Consider the following 22,054-nt stretch of genomic DNA (forward strand, 5'->3'; position numbering starts at 1 on the left):
AATGTATGAATTTCTCAGACATTTCATCTTTTCACACGCAGGGATTGCAGCTACATCTCGTGCATCCAAAGGGGGGATGCAGGGAATGGGACTGAAATTCGTGCGGCTGGCATCGGTGTCGATGCTGGCGGGAGTGATCGTTGCGGCCGCGCTGGCGCCGGCGATGGCAAAGGATGCGGGATCGCTGGCCGGCAAGGTCGGCACCAAGCGCTATCCGGCGCAATTCGGACAGTCGGGGGGGCCCTGCAAGAAGGCCTACCAGGAATATGTCGCGGCCCCCGGCCACTCCGCCTACGCGCAGACGGCCGTGAGCTACAATGTCGAAGCCGTGTTCTGCGGCCGCGCCTACAACGCGCCGTCACAGAAGGTCGCCGAAGAGCAGGCGCTCGCCAACTGCAATTCGGTCGGCAAGAAATACAAGCTCAAGACGACGGGCAATTGTTCCATCTACGTTTCGAAGTGAGGCCCGGCTCGACCCCTTCTCCCACGGTGGGAGAAGGGGTCGTCGGTGTCCCGCGCCCGTCGCCTCCGAAGTGAGACAACCCGGCGCCCCCTGCGCCCGCGGTGGGGTCGCCTGGGGCCGCGAGCGGCTTTCCCTCCCCCTCGAGGGGAGGGTCGATCCGCGCAGCGGATCGGGGTGGGGTCGCCCAAGGCAGCGCGCGACGCCCTCCTTCCTCGATGGGAAGGTGCCGAGCGCGGCGGAGGCGGGGCAAACATCCGGCACGCCGTCTGGAGCCTTGACCGCCCATCCATCAATTCCATGAGGATCGAGGTGACGCGCGGCGCCGACGCCCTCCCTTCCCCTTGTGGGGAGGGATAAAGGGTGGGGGTCATGACGCGCGCAACCGCCGCCCGCCCCTCCCAATCCGACCTCCATCCCGCTACCCTGCCCTCTCCGCAGGAATCGCCGCATGCCACAAGCCTACGACCCGTTCGACGAGATCCGCCGCGAGGTGGCGGGCATCAGCCTCGTGCCGCCGAAGGTGGTGGCCGACAACGCCGCCAAGGGCCTTGCGCTGAGAAAGCAGTTTGGGCGCGGCGGCACCGAGATCGGCGTCGCCCGCGCCGAGGAACTGCTCGCCCGCCGGGAGCTCACACCCCACACCGTCAAGCGCATGGTCAGCTTCTTCGCCCGCCACGAGGTCGACAAGCGGGCGAAGAACTTCGGCAACGACGACAACCCCTCGGCCGGCTACGTCGCCTGGCTGCTCTGGGGTGGCGACGAAGGGCGGGCGTGGGCGGTGGAGGTGAAAAGCGCCATGACCGACCAGCGATAGGGCAACTTATCAATCAATCTGAGCGGGCACGAGATTGCCGCTACCGTCCTTTCGCCATGCATAAATCGCCACATCTGGCTCGCGGCGATCCCCATTGCTGTCGAAGGTCAACGGCCCTAATACGGTCGGTATCGATGCCCCTGACCTGATAGCTTTCGCGATCGCCTTGGGGTCACTATTGCCGGCAATTTCGGCACCTTTGGCGATCACCTGCACTGCCGCATAGGCCTTTAGAGTATAGGCCTCCGGCTCGAAACCTTTCCCCCTGAAGCGCTCAACGATGGCCTTCGCGTCTGGACCCGATCGATCTTCTTTGGAAAAGGCCATTAGCGTGCCTTCCGCCGCCGTGCCCGCTATTTTTGGAAAGTCAAAGGTATAGACGCCGTCCCCCGCAACAAATTGCAGCTTCAAACCTGCTTTGTCGGACTGTTGCACGAGTCTCCCCATGTCCTTGTCGAGACCTCCGAAGAAGACAACGGAGATTTGCTTGTTCTTCATCCGTGCGACGAGCGCGGAGAAGTCCTTCTGGCCTTGCTCAATCGAGGCTGAGAGTGTCGCAGGCTGTCCGGCCGATTTCAGTGCCGCCAATGCCTTGGACGACAGTCCCTGCCCGTATGGGGTATCATCGTCGAGCACGGCAACATTTCTGCCGGGAAACTTTTCGGCAATGTAGCGCCCCAGGACGGTACCCTGAACATCGTCTCGTCCCGATGTCCGGTGGGTATTCCAAAGCTTCTTTGCCTTGCCGCTGCGTTCTGTGAAAAACGGATTGGTCGATGCAGGGCTGATCATGAAGACACCCATCTTGGCGTACACTTCCGAAGCAGCGATTGATGCCCCGGAATTGAAATGGCCGATCACGAACTGCACACCGGACTTGGCAAGATTCCTGGCCACGGCTTGCGCCGTCTCGCCATCTCCCCTGTCGTCGGCAACATCGAGTTCAACACTACGTCCATCAATGCCACCGCGTGCGTTGATATCTTCGACCGCCAGCAACACTCCTCGACGCATCTGTTCGCCCATCTGAGCAAACGGGCCGGACATCGGGCCAGCGACGGCGATCCTTAACGCGGCCTTCTCCTGCGTCATTGCGGGGGCAACCAATCCGCAAATTATTGCCAAAGTCACAGCAAGTCGTCCCCAGATGCCGCTTGAGCACCTCGCAAATCTCTGGCGTAATTCCATAAATCCCCCCGGAGCCTTGGTACCAATGTGAAAGAAAATCGGCATATATCGTCTTGTTTGAGGCTCTCAATACAGCATCGCCACTATTGTTTGTCACCATCTGTCAGCATCATTCGCAGAAATGCCCGCCTCGTTTTTCCACACCCCAAAAACCTCCCGTATGCTTCCCACAGTTCCTCCCGCGGGAACGCCGGTCGCGACGGTGGCATGCGGGGAGGAACCGGCGCCTCCGCTCATGGGCTGACGTGGCTCGTGGTCCGGGGAGGTTCCGTCCAGGGGTTCCCCTGCGGGTACTACGGCCCGGATGCGCTGGGCGATGCGCTAGTGGGGCCGGGGCGAAAATGCCCTTGCCGCCGGAAGCGGAACGGACGGGAACGGAAATCGCCGGACGGGGTGAGAGGCGGCCCGCGCAGCGGGCAAAAAGCCAATTGCTTGGCTTTTTGAGCCACGAACGCCCGAAGCGACAGCGAAGGGCTCAAGGGACCGCACGATTTTTTTTTAAGATGAGCGATCGCGCGGCCGCCCGTCTTCCCTCCCGACAAGGGAGCGTTCTTTGACAATGGCCAGACCGGCAACGGGGCGTGGCGATGAGGAAGCGCGACGCTTTCCCTCCCCCTTGAGGGGAGGGTCGATCCGCGCAGCGGATCGGGGTGGGGTCGCCCGAGGCAGCGCGCAACGCCCCTCGATAGGCGAGGTGCCGAACGCAACGAGGGGGTGTCGGAGGGAGAAAGCGCCCCTCACCCGCCCCAGCCCACCTCCACCATGCCGAGCCGGCGATAGAGGCGCACAGCGTCGGCATTGCCGATCAGGTTGGTCTTGAGGTCGACGTGGCCCGCGCCGCGCGCGGCGAAGGTGGCAAAGACGTGCCACAGCAGCGCCTCGGCAATGCCTTGCCCGCGAAAATCGGGATGGACGGCAAGGTCCTTGAGGAAGGCGCTGGTCCAGCACAGGGCGGCGCCCGCGAGCCGGCCCTCGCAGTCAAGAACCAGGAAGCACAGCTCCGGATCGAACTCGGCGTCGCCCGAAATCCGCGGCCACCATTGCTCGAACGGCCCGTCCATGCCGTCGTCGAAGACCAGCCCCAGGAGCGAATGCAGCGCCGGCGCGTCGGCCGCCTCGAATGTCCGCATCGCAAAGCCGTGCGGCCAATGCGGCGTCTTCAGTTCGCCCGGCAGCAGCCGGCGCAGCCGGACGTCGTTCTCCGCCGGCCCGGATGCCGTCACAGGGCGGTTTCGGCCCGGCGGCGCACGCGGTCGCGGCCGAGGCCGGTCTCGTCGAGCAGGCCCTTGCGCTTGGCGTCGTAATAATAGCCGCGCTGGTAGAGGCGGTCCGCCTGGTCCTCGTTGCCGTCGGCCACGAGGAACGCGCCACGCAGATACTTGACCGCGTATTTGAGGTTGGTCTCGGCGTCGAGCAGGCCGCTGGGCGGGCCGTCATAGCCCATGCCGCGCGCGGTATCGTGGCGGATCTGCATCAGCCCCCAATACGGCCCCTTGCGCGCCATCGGGCGGAAATTGCTCTCGCGCCTGACCACGCGCCGCACCAGCTGCTCCGGCAGTTCGTAGACGGCGGCATATTTGGCGATCAGCGCGTCGATCATGCTGGACGAAGCCGCCGAAGGCGTGTCGGGCGCGGCATAGGAGGAGGTGGCAAAACTCCCGGGCGCCACGTCGCCCAGCGAGGCGACCTGGTAGCTGCCGGGGATCGGCGCCGTCGCCGGCAGGATCTGGCCGGGCAGCGAAGGTGCAGGCGGAAATTCGCCGACGAGCTTTGCCTGCGCGTCGGCGACGATCTCGCCGCCGGCCATGGGCGCCGCAAATGCCGCCGCCGAGGGTTTTGCGTCGGCCGGCAGCGTCGCGGCAGCCGGCGTCGCGGATGCAGTCGGTGCAGCGGCAGCCGCCGCGACGGTCGCCGTGGCGGAAGCATCGGACGGATGGACGGGCGCGACAGAGGCGGCAGCTGTGGGCAATTGCGCCTGCGCCGCCTCGGTCGCCGGGGCGGCCCCGGAGGCAGCCGGCGTTTCGGTCGCAGCCGCGAGCACGGCGGTCGCCGGCGACACCTCCCCGCCCGCATAGGACGTCGGCACCACGGCCACCGTCTCGGGCAGCGCGATGTCGGCCTCGGCCGAAGCCATGGCGCCGGCCTCGGTGGAAGCGGCGGCGTCCGCCTGGGTGGCAAGCGCCACCTCAGTGCCGGTCGCAAGATCGGTGCTCAGCGCCGCAGTATTGGTCTGGCAGCCCGAAAGCAGAGCCACAGAAAGAGCTGCCGAGATCAGCAGATGGGTCTTGAATGACGGCAAAGCCAAGCTCTGTTTGATGATTGTCGTCCCGCCCGATTCTCCTTACAGCAAGCCATCTGCCCCGGCAATCCACAGCGACTGTCGGTTTTCGGGTGGCATCGGGTCGCAGATCATGCGATCATGTTCCCGGTTTGTACTTGGCAACGCAAGGTTTCAGGGATCATCCATGGACGCCACGATCTCCTATCCCAGGCCCGGGCATGCGGTGTTCGAGACCGCGCTCGGCTTCATGGCGCTGGCCTGGAGCGACGCCGGGCTCATCCGCGCCTGCCTGCCCGAAAGGACCGCGGCTGCGGCCGAACGCCGCCTGCTGCGCCTCGCCGGCGAAAGCGACGCGAGCCGCGCGGTGCCGCAGTGGATCGGCGCGCTGATCGCCGACATCCGCCGCTATGCCGAGGGCGAGGACGTCGATTTCTCGGCCGTGCCGGTCGATCTCGCCGGCGTCGACGACTTCCGCCGCGACATCTATGCCGCCGCGCGCGGCCTCGGCTATGGCGAAACCACCACCTATGGCGGGCTGGCGGAAAAGTCCGGCCACAAGGGCCTGTTCCGCGAGACCGGGACGGCGCTTGGCGCCAACCCGGTGCCTCTGGTCATCCCCTGCCATCGAATCCTCGCCGCCGGCGGCAAGATCGGCGGCTTCTCGGCCACTGGCGGCTCGGCCACCAAGGAAAGGATGCTTTCGCTCGAAGGCGTCCGCACAGGCCCGCCACCCTCGGCCCAGGCGTCGTTCGGCTTCTAGAGCAAGACGGTTGCCTTGGGCTCAGTCGGGAATGATCAGCCGGCGCTTGAAGCGGAAGAAGTCGCGTTCGATCCGCTTGCAGATGTTCACCGGGCACGACCGCGCATCGGCGGTCGGCACAAAGGCGCGCTGCGCCTCCTCGCCCGCAGGGCAGAAGCGGTCGTCGCGCACGTAGCGGTCGAAGCGCTGCACGCCCGAGGTCGGCGAGCGCCAGCGCAGGATCACCGCACCCTCGTAGCGAACGACGTCGCGCGTCTCCGCACAGCTCATGCTGGTCGAATTGTAGCGCGAGATCGCCTGCGCCTCGGCCGCGATCAGGGTCATGCAGGCGGCAAGCAGTAGAGTTTTCATGACGACCTCCAAAGGCGCCGGCCCTTTTGCGCCGTTGCCCGACCACTATAACATCCTTCGCCCGCAATGGTTGCGAAACACGGCGCAGCCCCGGCCGGAACCATCTCCGGCGCAGCGCGGGGCTTGCAAAATGTCGCCCAACGGCTTATTTGCGGCGTGTTGATATTTCGGCCGACAGATCTAGATACCGCGATTTTTTCGCGTTTGCTCAGTCTATCTCCAAAATCTCGATACATCGATCGGGTGATTTCGCCAGATCAAGACCAACTGCAAACGCCAAGGATAATCGTAATGGCTACTGGAACCGTTAAGTGGTTCAACGCAACCAAGGGCTTCGGCTTCATTCAGCCCGACGCCGGCGGTGCCGACGTGTTCGTCCACATCTCCGCTCTTCAGCGTTCGGGCATGACCGACCTGGCCGACGGCCAGAAGATCAGCTACGAGATCGAGCAGGACCGTCGCACGGGCCGCTCGTCTGCCGGAGCTCTGAAGGCCATCTGATCCGAGGGCGCCGGAGCGCAGGCTCCGGTCGCACTGCAAGTCACGGATGTACTGACGGCAGCGCAGGTGCATGACGCGGGCAAGACGCCCGTACATGCACGAACCTAGTTCTTGCAGCGCCTGCTGCGCGTCCTAGCGATGCGCGGCGCTGCAAGATGCGCCGGCCGAGAACCAGGCGGACGATGCGGCAGATTGCCGTGAGCCGCGGGTTCGGGAAACCAGGATCAGGTACCGATGAGGCGGGGTTTTGCCCCGCCTTTTTCTTTGCCCGTCTTTCCTCGGCAAACCCTTCGCCAGCCGGAGCGCCTTCCAGAGCCCTCCCTGGCCGCCATGCTTGGGAAAACGAGGTCAGCCGAACAGCGGGATGACGACGCAGTCGCCCCGGCGGAAGCGCGAAGTGTCGCGCGCGCCCTCGTCGATCGCGCTGCCGACCAGCACCGGCGGCTCGAGCAGGTCGCCGGCAAGCAGGTCGACCCCTGCCGCGAGCGCGACCTCGAGATGGTTCTCGCTGTCGATGCCGTCGACCAGCACCGATGCGCCGCGCGCCCGGAATTCGGAAACCACCGTCCTGAGCAGCCGGCCGGTGGCCGCATCGGCGCAGAAGCGGTCGAAGGAAGCGCGCCCGAGCCGGACGACATCCGCACCCAGGTTTCCGGCCGCGTCCTGATCCGGGTCGGCCCCCGCGCGGCCCCGCAACGCGAGGCGCAGGCCGAGCGCACTGGCCGCCGCGGCAAGGGCCGCACCCGTCCCGTCGACCTCGCAGATCAGCCGCGACGCCTCGACCCCCTCGTCGGCCAGCCGCCGGACCATGAAGCGCAGGTCCTCCACCGCCGCAGCGCCTGCGGCCGCCTCGGGCCGGAAGATCAGCGACACGCCTTCGACGCCGATGTTGTGGACGTTGGCGAGCGCAAGCACCACGGCCATCCGCGCCACCAGCGCGCGGTCCTCGCCCGACACCTCGGCGTCGAAACCGGCAAGCGCAGCCGGCTGGCCGTTCAGATAGGGCACGACCTGCGCATCCACGGCCACGGGCGTCAGGCGCCCGTCCCTGTGCCTGAACACGGGCTGGATCGCGCAACGCAGGCGGAAGCGGCCATGAACGCCGAATTCGATCCCGACCTCGTCGGCAACGATCTTGTCGCCGAGGTCGGCGGGAATGGCCCCGAAACCGAAAACCGGATCACTCATGAATATGTCCTCTTGCCGAAACTGCGGCCCGGTCTTTGGGCGCGCGCCTGCGGCACATGCGCGGGCTCGGGATCGGCCGCCGCCGCGATATCGCGGCCGGACGCGTTCTCCTGCCCGGAATAGATGGAGAAATTCGCCGGCACGATCTCCGGCAGCGCCAGCACGTAACCCTGCACCATCGAGGCGCCCGAACGCTCGGCCAGCTGCAGCTGCCAGCTCTGCTCGAGCCCCTCGAACACGGTGCGGATGCCCTTGTCCTCGAAATTCGCCACCATCTCCTTCAGCAGCGCGAAACCGGCACCCGACTCCATCAGCCGGCTGATCCAGTGGGCATCGAACTTGACGATGTCGGGCTTGAGGTTGCGGATCCGCTTGATGTCGGATTCGTCCGAGCCGAAGTCGTCGACCGCTATGCGAAAGCCGTTGGCCTTCAGCGCGCTGACGAAGCCGAACAGCGCCTCCTCGGAGGCCGGCTTCTTCTCGGTGACCTCGCAGACGACGCGGCGCGGATCGATGCCGGCTTCGTTCAGCACATGGCGCATGTCGCGCAGCGCAAGCTCGGCGATGGAAGCGTCGGTGAACACCGACGGATCGAAATTGATGAAGATCGCCGCGTCCGCGGGCAGGAAGGCTGCGGCGTTCAGCAGGTGCAGGGTCCGCGTCAGCGTTTCGATCTGCAGCCGGTCGGCACCGTCGACATTCGCGAAGAAGACGCCCGGCGGTACCGGTTCGCCCTGCCTGGACGGCCTGATCAGTCCCTCATAGGCAGTGGCGGTCAGCTTGCCGTCCGCGAACGAGAAGATCGGCTGGAACGCACTTTGCAGGGTGTATACACCCCAGACGCCGGTCGACGAAGCGTCGTCCTGCCGGATAATTTGGGCGAGCCCGATGCTTTTCGACACGGTCCGTCCTATTTCCGGGATGCTGGCGAAATTGCCCGGCCAAAATCTCATTGAAGATTTGATCGCCGGTTAACGGGATAGATCAAAGTTGAACATTGCCGGCGCTCGCCCGCGGTTGTGCACAGGCAAGAACACGCGGCTAAGCCGCCAGGATCAGGTGGGCCAAAGCGTCAATCCGCTTGCGATTCCTTGCGTCATGCGACATTACAGCGCCGCGCGTCCGTTTGGGCGCGCAAAGGACGCTGTAACGAAATGAACCAGTGCATGATCCTGCCGAAAATCGGCCCGGTTTTCGGGATCATGCACGAGAGCCCGCGGTCGCGCGACCGCGCCATCTTCGAACCGGAGACACCAAGTCATGGCCTTTCTTGCCGATGCCCTTTCCCGCGTTAAGCCTTCCGCGACCATCGCGGTCACGCAGAAAGCGCGCGAGCTGAAAAATGCCGGCCGTGACATCATCGGCCTCGGTGCCGGCGAGCCGGATTTCGACACCCCCGACAATATCAAGAATGCGGCGATCGAGGCGATCCGCCGCGGCGAGACCAAGTACCCGCCGGTTTCCGGCATCGCCCCGCTGCGCGAGGCGATCGCCAGGAAGTTCAAGCGCGAGAACAACCTCGACTACAAGCCCGAGCAGACCATCGTCGGCACCGGCGGCAAGCAGATCCTGTTCAACGCCTTCATGGCGACGCTGAATCCCGGCGACGAGGTCATCGTGCCCACCCCGTACTGGGTCAGCTACCCTGAGATGGTGGCGCTCTGCGGCGGCACGCCGACCTTCGCCGAGACGACCATCGCCAACGGCTTCAAGCTGACGGCCGCGGCACTCGAGAAGGCGATCACGCCGAAGTCGAAGTGGCTGGTGATGAACTCGCCGTCCAACCCGTCGGGCGCGGCCTATACCGAGGCCGAGCTGCGCGCCATTGCCGACGTTCTGCTCAAGCACCCGCAGGTCTGGGTGCTGACCGACGACATGTACGAGCACCTCACCTATGGCGACTTCGTCTTCAAGACCATCGCCGAGGTCGAGCCCGCCCTCTACGACCGCACGCTGACCATGAACGGCGTGTCGAAGGCCTATGCCATGACCGGCTGGCGCATCGGCTACGCGGCGGGTCCGATCCAGCTGATCAAGGCGATGGACATGATCCAGGGCCAGCAGACCTCGGGCGCCTGCACCATCGCCCAGTGGGCTTCGGTCGAGGCGCTCAACGGCCCGCAGGACTTCATCGCCAAGAACAAGGCGATCTTCCAGGCCCGCCGCGACCTCGTCGTGTCGATGCTCAACCAGGCGCGCGGCATCTCCTGCCCCTCGCCGGAAGGCGCCTTCTACGTCTACCCGTCCTGCGAAGGGCTGATCGGCAAGAAGACGCAAAGCGGCAAGGCGATCACCGACGACGCCGTCTTCACCTCCGAGTTGCTGGAGGCCGAAGGCGTCGCCGTCGTGCAGGGTTCGGCCTTCGGCCTTGGCCCGAACTTCCGCATCTCCTACGCCACGTCGGAGAAGCTCCTCGAAGAGGCCTGCACCCGCATCCAGCGCTTCACGGCTTCGCTCTCCTGAGAATCAGGATAGGCTGATTGGGAACCCGGCTTCGGCCGGGTTTCCTTTAGCCGCCTGCGCCGCGAGAAGCGTTCGGGACGGCTAATATATTCTCCAAATCTCATACGCTGTTATACATTTGCATATTGCCGCCACGGCCCGAATGCTGCTACTCTGACATACTATTTCCGTCGCTGTTGACGGAGCAGTGCAGAGGCATCCGAGGGCAGGCATTGTATCGGCGTGTGGAACAGCAGCAGGGTCGAAGCAGCACAAGGCTGCTGACGCACTTCTTCTTGCTGTTGTTGTCGACCTTTGCTGTACTGACGGCGGCGGTTGCATCGAGCCAAGCCGGAGCGGGCATCCATATCCCGGTGGCGCACCTGACCGCGACCACCGAGGATGCCGGGCACGCCGAGACGGTGCTGACGGCTGCCGAGCCCACCTGCAACACCGTTTCCGAATGCCAGATCCACGGGCTTGACCACGTCACGCCGGCAGCGGTCCATACGCTGTCGTCCGGTGTGGCCGGCGAAGCCTCCTTCCCCACGATCATCAATTTCGGTCTCCTGCGCGGCCGCACCAGCGCACCGCGTGCGCCTCCGCACCTGGTCTGAACGGCGCAACGCGCCCCACCTGCGCCGCCCGACCGACCAGCCAGCGATTGAACAGAGCAAACTACGTCGCCAGTTGCCGGTCGTATTCCCCGGGATCGGACGATCCCGAAAAATACCAGGAACGACCATGTCCAAGACTCATCCACTCGGCTTCCGTATCGAACGCGATCTCAAGGAAGCACTGGTAAAGGCCGCCAAGGACGACCACCGCTCGGTGTCCTCCATGGTGGAGATCATCATCGCCCGGTGGCTGCGCGATCGCGGCTATCTGGTTGAGAAAGAGGAACGGGCCGCCTGACCCTTCCCGACGCCTCCGGCGGCGCGAAATCGCCGCCGGAGACCGCCTACGACCAAAGTCATAATCCCAAAGCAGCGATGGATAGCGTCCGCCTCCCGGCGTTATCACTTTGAAGTCGTTAGGTTCGGCGGCTTCCCATGGAGACCTGTCTCCGGGCCGTGACCGCCGGCACTCTGGGAGGAGACACAAATATGACAATTTCGGCAACCGCCGACGTCCGCCAAGGGCGAGGCATGTCGCGCGAGGAGAAGAAGGTCATCTTCGCCTCGTCGCTCGGCACCGTCTTCGAATGGTACGATTTCTATCTGTACGGTTCGCTCGCCGCCTTCATCGGCGCCACCTTCTTCGCCTCCTACCCCGAGGCGACGCGCAACATCTTCGCGCTGCTCGCCTTCGCCGCTGGCTTCCTCGTGCGCCCCTTCGGCGCGCTTGTGTTCGGCCGCATCGGCGACCTCGTCGGCCGCAAGTACACCTTCCTCGTCACCATCCTGATCATGGGCCTGTCGACTTTCTTCGTCGGCCTGCTGCCCGGCTCGGCCTCCATCGGCATCGCCGCCCCGATCATCCTGATCGCGTTGCGCATGCTGCAGGGCCTGGCACTCGGCGGTGAATATGGCGGGGCTGCGACCTATGTCGCCGAACACGCCCCCGACGACCGTCGCGGCTACTACACCTCGTGGATCCAGACGACGGCGACGCTCGGCCTGTTCCTGTCGCTGGTGATCATCCTGGTGGTGCAGTCCTGGCTCGGCAAGGAAGCCTTCGCCGCCTGGGGCTGGCGCGTGCCGTTCCTGCTCTCCTGCGTGCTGCTCGGAATTTCGGTCTGGATTCGCCTGTCGCTCAACGAATCTCCGACCTTCCAGCGCATGAAGGAAGAGGGCAAGGGCTCCAAGGCGCCGCTGTCGGAAGCCTTCGGCCAGTGGAAGAATGCCCGCATCGCCCTGCTCGCGCTGCTCGGCCTCACCGCCGGCCAGGCCGTGGTCTGGTACACCGGCCAGTTCTACGCTCTGTTCTTCCTGCAGAACGTGCTCAAGGTCGACGCGCAGTCGGTCAACATCATGATCGCGATCTCGCTGCTGCTCGGCACCGGCTTCTTCGTGCTGTTCGGCTGGCTGTCCGACAAGATCGGCCGCAAGCCGATCATCATGGCCGGCCTGGCGCTCGCCATCGTCACCTACTTCCCGCTGTTCAAGGCGCTGACCTGGGCGGCAAACCCGGCCCTCGCCACCGCCCAGCAGGACGTTCGCGCCACCGTCACCGCCGCACCCGGCGACTGCAAGTTCCAGTTCAACCCGGTGGGTACCGCGAAATTCACCACGTCCTGCGACATCGCCACCTCGTTCCTGACCAAGAACTCGGTTCCCTACGACGTCGTCACCACGGCGGCTGCGGGCACCGCGGCCACCGTCAAGGTCGGCGAGACGACGGTCGAGTCCTATGACGCGGTTGCCGCCGGCGACCAGGCCAAGGCCAAGGACGGCGCCTTCACCAAGGCGGTCAACATGGCTCTCCACGCGGCCGGCTATCCGCTGGTCCGCGGTGCGGCCAAGGTTGCCGACCAGAAGCTCGACGCCTTCGTCGCCGCCAATCCGGAACTCAAGCTCGACGCGGCCGCCATCCGCGGCGGCGAGAAGTCGACGGTTGCGCTCGACCAGGCGGTCAAGGACAAGCTGCTGACGGCCGAGGAAGCCGCCGGCGCCACAGACGTCACCGTCTACAGCATCGCCGGCGGCGGCGCCTATTCCATGGTCGCCGATCCGGCCGCGGTGAACTGGCCGATGATCATCGGCATCCTGTTCATCCTCGTCGTCTACGTGACCATGGTCTACGGCCCGATCGCCGCGATCCTGGTCGAGATGTTCCCGACCCGCATCCGCTACACCGGCATGTCGCTGCCCTACCATATCGGCAACGGCTGGTTCGGCGGCCTGCTGCCGGCAACCGCATTCGCCATGAGCGCTGCGGCCGGCGACATCTACTACGGCCTGTGGTACCCGATCGCGATCGCCGCGATGACGCTGATCATCGGCGTGGTCTTCGTGAAGGATACGCTCGGCACCGACCTCAACGCCAAGGACTGACCCTCCGGCCCCTGGCGAAAAAAGCCCGGCAGGCACCGCCTGCCGGGCTTTTTCGTTCCCGAAGGGCTGGCGGGCGAGCCACGCGCCCGCCAGCTTCCGCGATCGACCTTTGCCTCAGGCGTTGACCCAGCACTTGGTCAGGGCGTGGCCGCCCATCAGCTCGCCGTTCGGGTCGTCGACCCAGCCGCCCACCTTGGTGCCGGTGGCGTCGATGTAGTTGTTGAACATCGGCGCGATCATGCCGCCCTCGTCGCGCAGGATGATTGCCGCCTGGCGGTAGAGTTCCTTGCGCTTGGCCTGGTCGAGTTCGCCGCGCGCGGCCAGGATCAGCTTGTCGAAGTCCTCGCGGAAGAAGCGGGTGTCGTTCCACTCGGCCTTCGACAGATAGGCGATCGAGTAGACCTGGTCCTGCGTCGGGCGCCCGGTCCAGTAGGACATCGAGAAAGGCTGCTTGTTCCACACTTCCGACCAGTAGCCATCACCGGGCTCGCGCTTGACCTCGATGGGGATGCCCGCCTTGGCGGCACTCTGCTGGTAGAGCTGGGCGGCGTCCACGGCACCGGGGAACGCCACGTCGGATGTCCTGAGCAGGATCGGCCCGTCGTGCCCCGACTTCTTGTAGTGGAAGGCCGCCTTGTCGGGATCGTACTTCCGCTGCTCGATGCCCTCCGGGAACATCGCATATGCCTTGGTCACCGGCATGTCGTTGCCGACCGAGCCATAGCCGCCGAGAATGCGCTGCACCATCTCCTCGCGATCCACCGCATATTTCAACGCCAGCCTGAGGTCGTTGTTGTCGAAGGGTGCGGTGTTGCAGTGGGCAATGAAGACATAATGCCCCTTGCCCGGCACGTTGCGGATCTCGACGCCCGGCACGCGCTTGATGAGATCCACGATCTTCGGCTCGACGCGGTTGATCATGTCGACCTGGCCGCCCTGGAGGGCCGCCGTGCGCGCCGTGGCGTCGTTGATGACGACGATCTCGACCTGGTCGGCATGGCCGCGCTTGTCGGAGCCCCAATAGCCCTTGGTCAGTTCGGCGCCGTGGCGCACGCCCGGTTCGTTGACCACCAACTTGTATGGCCCGGTGCCGATGCCCGCGGTCGGATCGTCCTTGCCGCCATTGGGCTGGATCATCAGGTGGAAGTCGCTGACCACGTATGGCAGGTCGGCGTTGGCCTCCTTGAGCTGGATCACGACATAGTCGCCGTCGACCTTCATGCTTTCGAACTGGCTGACGAAGGCCAGCGCGGCCGATTTCGAGTTGGCGTCGGCGTGCCGCTCCAGCGTCGCCATCACGTCGGCGGGGGTGAGGTCCTTGCCATTGTGGAAGGTCACGCCCTTGCGGATCTTGAAGTGCCAGGTCTTGGCGTCGTCGGACGCCTCGTAGGACTCGGCCAACCTGGGCTCGATCTCGCCCGTCGGCGACACCTCCAGCATCTGCTCGCCCCAGCAGCGGCCGATCGTATAGGGCACCTGGCTCGCCCAGGTAGCGGGGTCCTGGCTGTCGGTGGCCGCGCCGCCGACCATGCCTGCCTTCAGTATCCCGCCCTTGGCGGGCGCCTGCGCGCGCGCCGCGTTGCCGAGCAGCGCGTTGGCCGAAAATGCCGTGGCGCCGAGTGCCGCCGCGCGGCCGAGAAAGTCGCGGCGCGACAGCTGCCCGCTCGCGACGAGGCGGCCAAGATGCTCGAGTTCATTGGACATTAGGCTGAGTTCCTCCAGATGGATGTGACTTGATGCCGCAATGATCCCCCCGCCGGATAATGGTTTGGCGCGCCGGCCGGTCCGTAAGCCAAACACGACATTTGTTGCCGCTTTTGGAGCGCAGGCCGTTTTGCCTGCCGCAACGGCAGCATTGCCCGCGGCATCCCCTTGCCCTGCCTTCAAAGCCGTGTTTCGATAAGCCAGCTAGGGAGGCCTACCGAGACGAGAAAATGCCCGCGACGGTCGAACAGGCCGGCCGCCGCTGCAGGGACAAAACGCCTGAGTGGAGGTCAGATCATGGGTAGTCGCGCCGGAGGAAGACGTACGGGACCGAAATGCATCGCCATCGTCGGTCCCTACGCCAGCGGTAAAACCACGCTCTTCGAAGCCCTTCTCGCCCGCACGGGCACGATCCCCAAGCAGCATCCGGTCTCGTCCGGAAACACCGTCTCCGACCACTCGGCCGAGGCCAGGGCCCACGCCATGAGCGTCGAGGCCGTCTTCGCCACCACCGAATTCATGGGCGAGAGCATCACCTTCGTCGACTGCCCGGGTTCCGTCGAATTCGCCTTCGAGGCCGAACCCGTGCTGGCGGCCTGCGACCTCGCCGTCGTCGTCGCCGAGCCGGACGAGAAGAAGATCCCGGCGCTCCAGCTCATCATGCGCAGGCTCGACGATCTCGGCGTGCCGCGCATCCTCTTCCTCAACAAGGTCGACAAGGGCACGGCCGGCGTGCGCGACACGCTGAAGCTCTTGCAGCCGGCCAGCCGCGCGCCGCTGCTGCTGCGCCAGATCCCGCTGCGCAAGGACGGCGTCGTCGTCGGCTCGATCGACCTGGCGCTGGAGCGCGCCTACATCTACCGCGAATACGCCGAGAGCGAGATCGCCGAGATACCCGGCGACGAGAAGGCCCGCGAGCTCGAGGCCCGCTTCGCCATGCTCGAGACCCTGGCCGACCACGACGACCAGTTGATGGAGCAGCTGCTCGATGAAATCGAGCCGCCCAAGGACGAGATATTCGACGACCTCGCCGCCGACCTGCGCGACGGCACCGTCGTCCCGGTGCTCATCGGCGCCGCCGAGAAGGGCAACGGCGCGCTGCGCCTGCTCAAGGCCATCCGCCACGACGCGCCCGACGTGGAGGCGACACGCAAGCGGCTCGGCGCCGGCGACGGCAACGGCACGGTCGTGCAGGTGATGAAGACCATCCACACGCCGCATGGCGGCAAGCTGTCGGTGTCGCGCATCCTGTCGGGCAGCGTCGCCGACGGGGCCGAGCTGTGGCTCAACGCCACCGACACCGCCAAGGTGTCCGGCATCTACCGCATGCTCGGCAAGGACCAGTCCAAGCTGCCGTCCGCCAATGCCGGCGACACGGTCGCGCTGGGCAAGCTCGACAACGTGACCACGGGGCGGACGCTGACCACGGCGAAGGGCGGCACCACGCAACTGGTCAGGCTCGAGCCGCCGAAGCCGGTCTATGCCTTCGCGCTCAGGCCCAAGGAGCGCAAGGACGAGGTGAAGATGTCGGCCGCCATCCAGCGGCTTGCCGAGGAGGACCCCTCGCTGACGCTGCACCACAACCAGGACTCGGCCGAAACCGTGCTGTCAGGCCACGGCGAGATGCATTTGCGTGTCGTCAGGGAACGGCTCGAGGGCCGCAACCAGATCCCGATCGAGGGCCACGCGCCCGCCGTCCCCTATCGCGAGACGATCCGCAAGGGCGTCCAGCAGCGCGGCCGCCACAAGAAGCAGTCGGGCGGCCACGGCCAGTTCGGCGACGTGGTCATCGAGATCAAGCCGTTGCCGCGTGGTTCGGGCTTCGAGTTCACCGACTCGATCACCGGCGGCGTCGTGCCCAAGCAGTACATCCCCTCCGTCGAGGCCGGCGTGCGCGACTTCCTGAAAACCGGGCCGCTGGGCTTTCCCGTCGTCGATATCGCCGTGAACCTGTCGGACGGCTCGTACCACACGGTCGATTCCTCCGACATGGCCTTCCAAATGGCCGCCAAGATCGCCATGAAGGAGGGCATGGGCGCCTGCTCGCCGGTGCTGCTCGAACCGGTCATGAAGGTGGAGATCCTCACGCCCTCGGATGCCACCGCCCGCATCATCGCGCTGGTGCCGCAGCGGCGCGGCCAGATCCTCGGCTACGACGCCCGCGACGGCTGGCTGGGCTGGGACGTCGTCGAGGCGACCATGCCGCAGTCCGAGATCGGCGACCTCATCATCGAGCTGCGCTCGGCCACCGCCGGTGCCGCCACCTACCGCGCCGAGTTCGACCACATGGCCGAGCTCACCGGCCGCCTCGCCGACGAGGCCATGCAGTCGGCCGGCAAGGCGGCGTAGGCAGCCGAAGAGCTTTCCGGACGGCCATCGCGCCGTCCGGAACATCTTCACGTTCTCTTGATGGCAGGGAGTGCAACGCTGCGGCGTTCGCACACGTATGTGAATGCGTAAGCGTTGATTTCGCGCCGCCGAAGGCCGAACCTTCCCCGGACAGGAGCATATGCGATGGTAGTCATTCACCGCCGCCCGAGCTGGGCGATTTCCGAGGCGCTGGCCACGCCCGAGGACGTCTTCCTCAACCGCCGCGCCATACTCGCCGGCATGGGGCTGGGCCTGGCGGCCGCCGCCCTGCCGCGCCGCGCCCGCGCCGAGGAGAAGGACCCTACCGCCGACCTCTACCCCGCCCGGCGCAACGAGGCCTACAAGCTCGACCGGCCGCTGACGCCCGAGGAGGTCAACGCCAACTACAACAACTTCTACGAATACGGCTCCTACAAGGAGATCGCCGCCAACGCCCAGCAGCTCCAGACCCGGCCGTGGGAGGTCGCCATCGGCGGGCTGGTCGACAAGCCGATGACGATCGCGATCGACGACCTGATCCGCAAGTTCCCGCTGGAGACGCGGCTCTATCGCCACCGCTGCGTCGAGGCCTGGTCGATGACCATTCCCTGGAGCGGCTTTCCGCTGAAGTCGCTGGTCGCGATGGTCAATCCCAGGTCGGACGCGAAGTTCATCCGCTTCGAGACCTTCCTCGACCCCAAGATGGCGCCGGGCCAGAACGATTTCCTCTACCCCTGGCCCTATGTCGAGGGCGTCACCATCGAGGAAGCGGCGATCGACCTGCCCTTCCTGGTCACCGGCGCCTACGACAAGCCGCTCGCCAGGCAGTTCGGCGCGCCCATCCGCCTGGCGCTGCCGTGGAAATACGGCTTCAAGTCGATCAAGTCGATCCGCAAGATCGACTTCGTCGCCGAGCAGCCGCTCGGCCTGTGGGAAGCGATCCAGCCGAGCGAATACGGCTTCTGGGCCAACGTGAACCCCGAGGTGCCGCATCCGCGCTGGAGCCAGGCCAGGGAGCGCGTGCTGCAGACGGGCGAGTTGGTGCCGACGCAGCTGTTCAACGGCTACGCCGCCGAGGTGTCGCACCTCTATGCCGGCAAGGACCCGGCCAGGCTCTACATGTGAGCCCCGCCGCCGCTCCTACCCGGCCTTCGCCTCGACGTGCCACCATCTTGGCCGCCCGCTCGGGAAGGAGTGGGCCGTCGGCATGAATTCAAGCGCGCCGGGCTTGTCGAAGGTGCCCAGGAGCAACGCCACGACGGGCGCATCGTCGATGGCGCCGAGCGAGCTGCCGCAGTCCGGGCAGAAGGCGCGGCTCGACATGTCCGACGAGCGATAGACCGACGGCGCCCCGCCCGGCCCGGTCCAGCTTACCTTGTCGCGGTCGAACTCCACCCAGGCCGCGGTCAAGGCTCCGGTGTGGCGCTGGCACATGCGGCAAGAGCAGGTGTGCGGCTTGCCGGCCGGACCGACCGCCGCGAAACGAACGGCACCGCAAAGGCAGCCGCCGGTGTGGATCCTCGGTCTCGCCGCCAACGTTGCGCCCATGCCTGCTCTCCCCGCGGACGCTCTTGCGAAATATGGAATCACGGCGCCGTAGCCCGACCTGAGCAGGCCTGCCGACAAAACAAAAGCGGCGCCCTGGCAAATTCCAGGACGCCGCTTTTTTGCGGACCGTTCCGCGGGAGGCGGGACGGCAGGTCCGCCGCATCGTGGCCGATAGTCAGTCCACCGGCAAACTGCTGGACGCGGCGCCTTGCCTGAGCCCTGGCGCTGCGGGTGATGCCCCCATCTCCCACGGCGCCAATCACCGCGTCCATGAAAAACCTAGTCCTGGCAGCCGGTTCCGGGAATGTTACCTGATGTTACATGTCACTGTTACGCGGCACGTTTGGTGCATGAACCCGACAATCGGAACCGATTTTCCGAAGGGCGCATGCGCGGGCTCGTCGTGCGACGACGACCCATTGCGCGGCTGACATCCGGCCCTCAGGTGAGATCACCGGAAAGCGGAGAAGATTGCCGCAGCCGAAAATCTGGAGCGTCCCTTGTGCGTTCGTTGAACGCACCGCGCCCTTGGGGGGACGCCGCGGCATTGCTGCGCCTCGCCCGGAATCCGGGCAACAAAAAAGCCGGATCCAAGAAGATCCGGCTGAGTTTGTTTGGAAGTGCCGATTAAGGCTAAACCTCCAGAGGGGAACACTCGAGGGCGCTAATGGGAGGAGGAACGCGCCCCGGAGATGGTCAATATATGTGCCCTCCATGCCCAATAAACAAGCATCTATTTTGCAATGCACTCATGCAAAAAGGCGCGAGCTGTGGTCCAACAATGTTAGAAACCGCATAGGACCAGAGAAAACCGGCGAAGGCGGCCAAATTTCGCCCGCCACGCCCTGCCGCACTGCGCAAAAACCCCAAAGTATCCGGGAAGGTTTCGCTGCAGTGCAATGACGCCGGATCGGGCAGGCGAAATCGGCGCTTGCGGCGGAAAGGTGCAGATGGGCAATATCCCGGCAATCCGGTCAATGGGAGGGCATCGCCTGCGCAAGCCAGCCGCACTCCTCGGCAGCGCCGTCTTCTTCGTGCTCGCGCCCGGCGTCGTCGCCGGCCTGGTGCCGTGGCTGCTCGTCGGCGGCTATGCCGCGCCGCTCGCCGCTGGCCCTCTGGTGGCGGCCGGCGGCGTTCTCGCCGCCGCAGGCCTCGCCGTCCTGCTCCACGCCTTCGCGCGCTTTGCGCTCGAGGGCCTCGGCACGCCCGCGCCCGTCGCCCCCACCGAGCGGCTGGTGGTCGGTGGCCCCTATCGCTACGTACGCAACCCGATGTACGTCGCGGTGCTGTCGATCGTCCTCGGCCAGGCGTCGATGTTCTGGAGCGCGTCGCTCGCCGTCTACGCCGCGGCGGTCGGGACAGCCTTCACGCTCTTCGTACATTTCTACGAGGAGCCCGTGCTCGCCCGCCGCTACGGCAGCGAGTACGAAACCTATCGCCGACACGTGCCGGGCTGGCTGCCCCGCCTCACGCCCTGGCGGGGCGGCGGGGCCGGACCTCAGTAGGCCCAGCTGCGCGCCTTGGCGATGATGAAGTCGCGGAAGGCGTGCAGCTTCGCCTGGTCGCGCATCGCATCGGGATAGGCGAAATAGGTGTCGAAGGACGGCACCTCGGTTTCGGGCAGGAGCTGCACCAGGTTCGCGTCCTTGCCGATGACGTAGTCGGGCAGCATGGCGATGCCGGCGCCGGTCTGGACGGCGCGCTTGATCGACAGGATGTCGTTGATCTGCAGCGTCGGCACCCGCTGGCCGCCCTCGAAGTCGCCGACCGTCTCCAGCCAGTTGAGCTCGCTGAGATGCGTAGGCACCGGCACGCCGAAGGTGACGATGCGATGCTTCTTGAGGTCGGCGATCGTTTCCGGCTTGCCGTATTTGTTGACGTAGGCCGGCGAGGCATAGAGGTGGAAGTGCACCGTGAACAGGCGGCGCTGGATCAGGTCCGGCTGCTGCGGCTGGCGCAGGCGGATGGCGCAATCGGCCTGCCGCATGGTCAGGTCCAGTTCCTCGTTGGCGAGGATGAGCTGCAGCTGGATGTCGGGGTAGAGTTCGAGGAATTCCTGGATGCGGTCGGTGAGCCAGCCTGCGCCGAGGCCGACCGTTGTCGTCACCCTCAGCACGCCCGAGGGCTTGTCCTTGGTTTCGGTCAGCCGCGTCTTGATCGTCTCGAGCTTCATCAGCACGTCGTGCGCCGTGCGGAACAGCATCTCGCCCTGCTCGGTCAGCACCAGGCCGCGGGCATGGCGGTGGAACAGCGGCACGCCGATGTCGTGCTCGAGCGCGCTGACCTGGCGCGAGATCGCCGACTGCGACAGCCTGAGCGTCTCGGCCGCATGCGTGAACGAGCCAGCCTCCGCCGCTGCGTGGAACACGCGCAACTTGTCCCAATCCAACGCCATGTTTCCCCTCTTATGTTTGGCGTATGGCCGGCCTTATTCGGCCGCTTCGCGATGCACTTCTATGCCGGCCAGGTATTTTTCGGCTTCGAGCGCGGCCATGCAGCCGAGCCCGGCGGCGGTGACCGCCTGGCGGTAGACGTCGTCGGTGACGTCGCCGGCGGCGAACACGCCCGGCAGGCTGGTGCGCGTCGAGTTCGGCTCGGTCCACAGATAGCCGTTCGGCTTCTGCTTCAGCTTGCCGACGAACAGCTCGACCGCCGGCGCATGGCCGATCGCCACGAACACGCCGTCGGTGGGCATCTCGGTGATGGTGCCGGTGTGCACGTTCTTGAGACGCACCCCGTTGACCGACGGCGGCAGCGGCTTCTGCGCCGGCGCACCCACGATCTCGTCCACCGCGTGGTCCCAGACCACCTTGATGTTGTTCTTGGCGAACAACCGCTCCTGCAGGATGCGCTCGGCGCGGAAATGGTCGCGGCGGTGCACCACCGTCACCGTCTTGGCGAGGTTGGCGAGGTACAGCGCCTCCTCGACCGCCGAATTGCCGCCGCCCACCACCACCACGTCCTTGCCGCGGTAGAAGAAGCCGTCGCAGGTGGCGCAGGCGGACACGCCGAAGCCCTGGAACACCTGCTCGGAGGGCAGGCCCAGCCACTTGGCCTGGGCGCCGGTGGCGATGATCAGCGCGTCGGCGGTGTAGAGCGTGCCGGAATCGCCCTTTGCCTTGAACGGCCGCACGTCGAGGTCGACCTCGGTGATGATGTCGTTGATGATTTCGGTGCCGACATGCTCGGCCTGCAGCCGCATCTGCTCCATCAGCCACGGGCCCTGGATCGGCTCGGCGAAGCCCGGATAGTTCTCCACGTCGGTGGTGATCATCAGCTGGCCGCCCTGCTGGATGCCGGCGACGAGCACGGGCTTCAGCATGGCGCGCGCCGCATAGATCGCCGCCGTATATCCGGCCGGACCGGAACCGATGATGAGGACGGGCGCATGTTTGGCGGTCATCGAAGAGCCTTCATGGTCAATGGAAACGGGCCCGCGCCCTCTGAAACAGGGCGCAGAACGCCCCTA

Annotated in this window: 21 protein-coding genes; 11 read left to right on the forward strand and 10 right to left on the reverse strand. The window is 65.7% G+C overall.

Annotated elements, in window-relative coordinates; genetic code table 11:
* Positions 1-85 precede the first annotated feature (85 nt).
* Entirely contained in the window at positions 86-463 is a 378-nt protein-coding gene (locus J2X50_RS03445) for a hypothetical protein (protein ID WP_429091483.1), read from the forward strand.
* Positions 464-911: 448 nt separating this feature from the next.
* Positions 912-1,277, forward strand: a complete 366-nt coding sequence (locus tag J2X50_RS03450) for a hypothetical protein (RefSeq protein ID WP_429091486.1) — start codon at positions 912-914, stop codon at positions 1,275-1,277.
* Positions 1,278-1,286: 9 nt separating this feature from the next.
* Here the strand turns inward: J2X50_RS03450 and J2X50_RS03455 are convergent, their stop codons facing one another.
* From J2X50_RS03455 to J2X50_RS03465, 3 genes are all read right to left on the reverse strand, one after another.
* Entirely contained in the window at positions 1,287-2,369 is a 1,083-nt protein-coding gene (locus J2X50_RS03455) for a branched-chain amino acid ABC transporter substrate-binding protein (protein WP_429091488.1), read from the reverse strand.
* Positions 2,370-3,202: 833 nt separating this feature from the next.
* On the reverse strand, positions 3,203-3,688 hold the full coding sequence (locus J2X50_RS03460; protein WP_429091490.1) for a GNAT family N-acetyltransferase: 486 nt from the start codon (positions 3,686-3,688) through the stop codon (positions 3,203-3,205).
* Positions 3,685-4,764, reverse strand: a complete 1,080-nt coding sequence (locus tag J2X50_RS03465; protein WP_429091493.1) for a transglycosylase SLT domain-containing protein — start codon at positions 4,762-4,764, stop codon at positions 3,685-3,687. Before J2X50_RS03465 ends, J2X50_RS03460 begins: the two co-directional genes overlap by 4 nt.
* A gap of 166 nt (positions 4,765-4,930) precedes the next feature.
* Here J2X50_RS03465 and J2X50_RS03470 point away from each other — a divergent pair, with 166 nt between their 5' ends.
* Entirely contained in the window at positions 4,931-5,506 is a 576-nt protein-coding gene (locus tag J2X50_RS03470) for a methylated-DNA--[protein]-cysteine S-methyltransferase (RefSeq protein ID WP_429091495.1), read from the forward strand.
* A gap of 21 nt (positions 5,507-5,527) precedes the next feature.
* On the opposite strand, the gene J2X50_RS03475 is transcribed toward J2X50_RS03470, so the two are convergent.
* A complete protein-coding gene (locus J2X50_RS03475; protein ID WP_429091498.1) occupies positions 5,528-5,857 on the reverse strand; it encodes a hypothetical protein in 330 nt (109 codons plus the stop codon).
* 291 nt (positions 5,858-6,148) lie between these two features.
* On the opposite strand from J2X50_RS03475, the gene J2X50_RS03480 reads away from it, so the two are divergent.
* The gene (locus J2X50_RS03480; RefSeq protein ID WP_340038229.1) at positions 6,149-6,358 is read left to right on the forward strand and encodes a cold-shock protein; all 210 of its coding nucleotides are present in this window, start codon (positions 6,149-6,151) and stop codon (positions 6,356-6,358) included.
* Between the two features lie 348 nt (positions 6,359-6,706).
* Here the strand turns inward: J2X50_RS03480 and J2X50_RS03485 are convergent, their stop codons facing one another.
* Entirely contained in the window at positions 6,707-7,546 is an 840-nt protein-coding gene (locus tag J2X50_RS03485) for a hypothetical protein (protein ID WP_429091500.1), read from the reverse strand.
* Positions 7,543-8,448 carry an EAL domain-containing protein gene (locus J2X50_RS03490; RefSeq protein WP_429091503.1) on the reverse strand — a complete coding sequence of 302 codons (906 nt, stop codon included), beginning with the start codon at positions 8,446-8,448 and terminating at the stop codon, positions 7,543-7,545. Before J2X50_RS03490 ends, J2X50_RS03485 begins: the two co-directional genes overlap by 4 nt.
* 358 nt (positions 8,449-8,806) lie before the next feature.
* Here J2X50_RS03490 and J2X50_RS03495 point away from each other — a divergent pair, with 358 nt between their 5' ends.
* From J2X50_RS03495 to J2X50_RS03510, 4 genes are all read left to right on the forward strand, one after another.
* The gene (locus J2X50_RS03495) at positions 8,807-10,009 is read left to right on the forward strand and encodes a pyridoxal phosphate-dependent aminotransferase (protein ID WP_429091506.1); all 1,203 of its coding nucleotides are present in this window, start codon (positions 8,807-8,809) and stop codon (positions 10,007-10,009) included.
* Positions 10,010-10,233: 224 nt separating this feature from the next.
* Positions 10,234-10,605, forward strand: coding sequence for a hypothetical protein (locus tag J2X50_RS03500; protein WP_429091508.1), 372 nt, complete (start codon positions 10,234-10,236; stop codon positions 10,603-10,605).
* Between the two features lie 127 nt (positions 10,606-10,732).
* A complete protein-coding gene (locus J2X50_RS03505) occupies positions 10,733-10,903 on the forward strand; it encodes a hypothetical protein (protein WP_018428911.1) in 171 nt (56 codons plus the stop codon).
* Between the two features lie 191 nt (positions 10,904-11,094).
* Positions 11,095-12,984, forward strand: a complete 1,890-nt coding sequence (locus J2X50_RS03510; protein ID WP_429091511.1) for an MFS transporter — start codon at positions 11,095-11,097, stop codon at positions 12,982-12,984.
* A gap of 114 nt (positions 12,985-13,098) precedes the next feature.
* Here J2X50_RS03510 and J2X50_RS03515 read toward each other — a convergent pair whose 3' ends face one another.
* Positions 13,099-14,688 carry an ABC transporter substrate-binding protein gene (locus J2X50_RS03515; protein ID WP_429091514.1) on the reverse strand — a complete coding sequence of 530 codons (1,590 nt, stop codon included), beginning with the start codon at positions 14,686-14,688 and terminating at the stop codon, positions 13,099-13,101.
* A gap of 297 nt (positions 14,689-14,985) precedes the next feature.
* Between J2X50_RS03515 and J2X50_RS03520 the strand changes: the two genes are divergently transcribed.
* Positions 14,986-17,037, forward strand: a complete 2,052-nt coding sequence (locus J2X50_RS03520) for an elongation factor G (protein WP_429091517.1) — start codon at positions 14,986-14,988, stop codon at positions 17,035-17,037.
* Between the two features lie 165 nt (positions 17,038-17,202).
* A complete protein-coding gene (gene msrP / locus J2X50_RS03525; RefSeq protein WP_429091520.1) occupies positions 17,203-18,162 on the forward strand; it encodes a protein-methionine-sulfoxide reductase catalytic subunit MsrP in 960 nt (319 codons plus the stop codon).
* A 15-nt stretch (positions 18,163-18,177) separates the two neighbouring features.
* Here the strand turns inward: msrP and J2X50_RS03530 are convergent, their stop codons facing one another.
* Entirely contained in the window at positions 18,178-18,585 is a 408-nt protein-coding gene (locus J2X50_RS03530; RefSeq protein ID WP_429091523.1) for a GFA family protein, read from the reverse strand.
* A 992-nt stretch (positions 18,586-19,577) separates the two neighbouring features.
* Here J2X50_RS03530 and J2X50_RS03535 point away from each other — a divergent pair.
* The gene (locus tag J2X50_RS03535) at positions 19,578-20,090 is read left to right on the forward strand and encodes a methyltransferase family protein (protein WP_429091846.1); all 513 of its coding nucleotides are present in this window, start codon (positions 19,578-19,580) and stop codon (positions 20,088-20,090) included.
* Here the strand turns inward: J2X50_RS03535 and J2X50_RS03540 are convergent.
* Together J2X50_RS03540 and trxB are read right to left on the reverse strand one after the other, a co-directional pair.
* A complete protein-coding gene (locus J2X50_RS03540) occupies positions 20,084-20,980 on the reverse strand; it encodes a LysR family transcriptional regulator (protein ID WP_429091526.1) in 897 nt (298 codons plus the stop codon). The genes J2X50_RS03535 and J2X50_RS03540 overlap by 7 nt on opposite strands.
* Before the next feature lie 33 nt (positions 20,981-21,013).
* Complete coding sequence (trxB, locus tag J2X50_RS03545; protein WP_429091529.1) at positions 21,014-21,988, reverse strand: thioredoxin-disulfide reductase; 975 nt, start codon at positions 21,986-21,988, stop codon at positions 21,014-21,016.
* Positions 21,989-22,054 lie beyond the last annotated feature (66 nt).

Source organism: Aminobacter sp. BE322 (assembly GCF_050433525.1).
Taxonomy (GTDB): domain Bacteria; phylum Pseudomonadota; class Alphaproteobacteria; order Rhizobiales; family Rhizobiaceae; genus Aminobacter.

Excerpts from the sequence above, each read along its gene's own strand:
- J2X50_RS03540 (WP_429091526.1), bottom strand. The coding sequence starts at position 20,980 with ATGGCGTTGGATTGGGACAAGTTGCGCGTGTTCCACGCAGCGGCGGAG.
- J2X50_RS03505 (WP_018428911.1), top strand. The coding sequence starts at position 10,733 with ATGTCCAAGACTCATCCACTCGGCTTCCGTATCGAACGCGATCTCAAG.
- J2X50_RS03515 (WP_429091514.1), bottom strand. The coding sequence starts at position 14,688 with ATGTCCAATGAACTCGAGCATCTTGGCCGCCTCGTCGCGAGCGGGCAG.
- msrP (WP_429091520.1), top strand. The coding sequence starts at position 17,203 with ATGGTAGTCATTCACCGCCGCCCGAGCTGGGCGATTTCCGAGGCGCTG.
- J2X50_RS03530 (WP_429091523.1), bottom strand. The coding sequence starts at position 18,585 with ATGGGCGCAACGTTGGCGGCGAGACCGAGGATCCACACCGGCGGCTGC.
- trxB (WP_429091529.1), bottom strand. The coding sequence starts at position 21,988 with ATGACCGCCAAACATGCGCCCGTCCTCATCATCGGTTCCGGTCCGGCC.
- J2X50_RS03470 (WP_429091495.1), top strand. The coding sequence starts at position 4,931 with ATGGACGCCACGATCTCCTATCCCAGGCCCGGGCATGCGGTGTTCGAG.
- J2X50_RS03455 (WP_429091488.1), bottom strand. The coding sequence starts at position 2,369 with ATGACGCAGGAGAAGGCCGCGTTAAGGATCGCCGTCGCTGGCCCGATG.
- J2X50_RS03445 (WP_429091483.1), top strand. The coding sequence starts at position 86 with ATGGGACTGAAATTCGTGCGGCTGGCATCGGTGTCGATGCTGGCGGGA.
- J2X50_RS03475 (WP_429091498.1), bottom strand. The coding sequence starts at position 5,857 with ATGAAAACTCTACTGCTTGCCGCCTGCATGACCCTGATCGCGGCCGAG.
- J2X50_RS03495 (WP_429091506.1), top strand. The coding sequence starts at position 8,807 with ATGGCCTTTCTTGCCGATGCCCTTTCCCGCGTTAAGCCTTCCGCGACC.
- J2X50_RS03510 (WP_429091511.1), top strand. The coding sequence starts at position 11,095 with ATGACAATTTCGGCAACCGCCGACGTCCGCCAAGGGCGAGGCATGTCG.
- J2X50_RS03450 (WP_429091486.1), top strand. The coding sequence starts at position 912 with ATGCCACAAGCCTACGACCCGTTCGACGAGATCCGCCGCGAGGTGGCG.
- J2X50_RS03485 (WP_429091500.1), bottom strand. The coding sequence starts at position 7,546 with ATGAGTGATCCGGTTTTCGGTTTCGGGGCCATTCCCGCCGACCTCGGC.
- J2X50_RS03520 (WP_429091517.1), top strand. The coding sequence starts at position 14,986 with ATGGGTAGTCGCGCCGGAGGAAGACGTACGGGACCGAAATGCATCGCC.
- J2X50_RS03480 (WP_340038229.1), top strand. The coding sequence starts at position 6,149 with ATGGCTACTGGAACCGTTAAGTGGTTCAACGCAACCAAGGGCTTCGGC.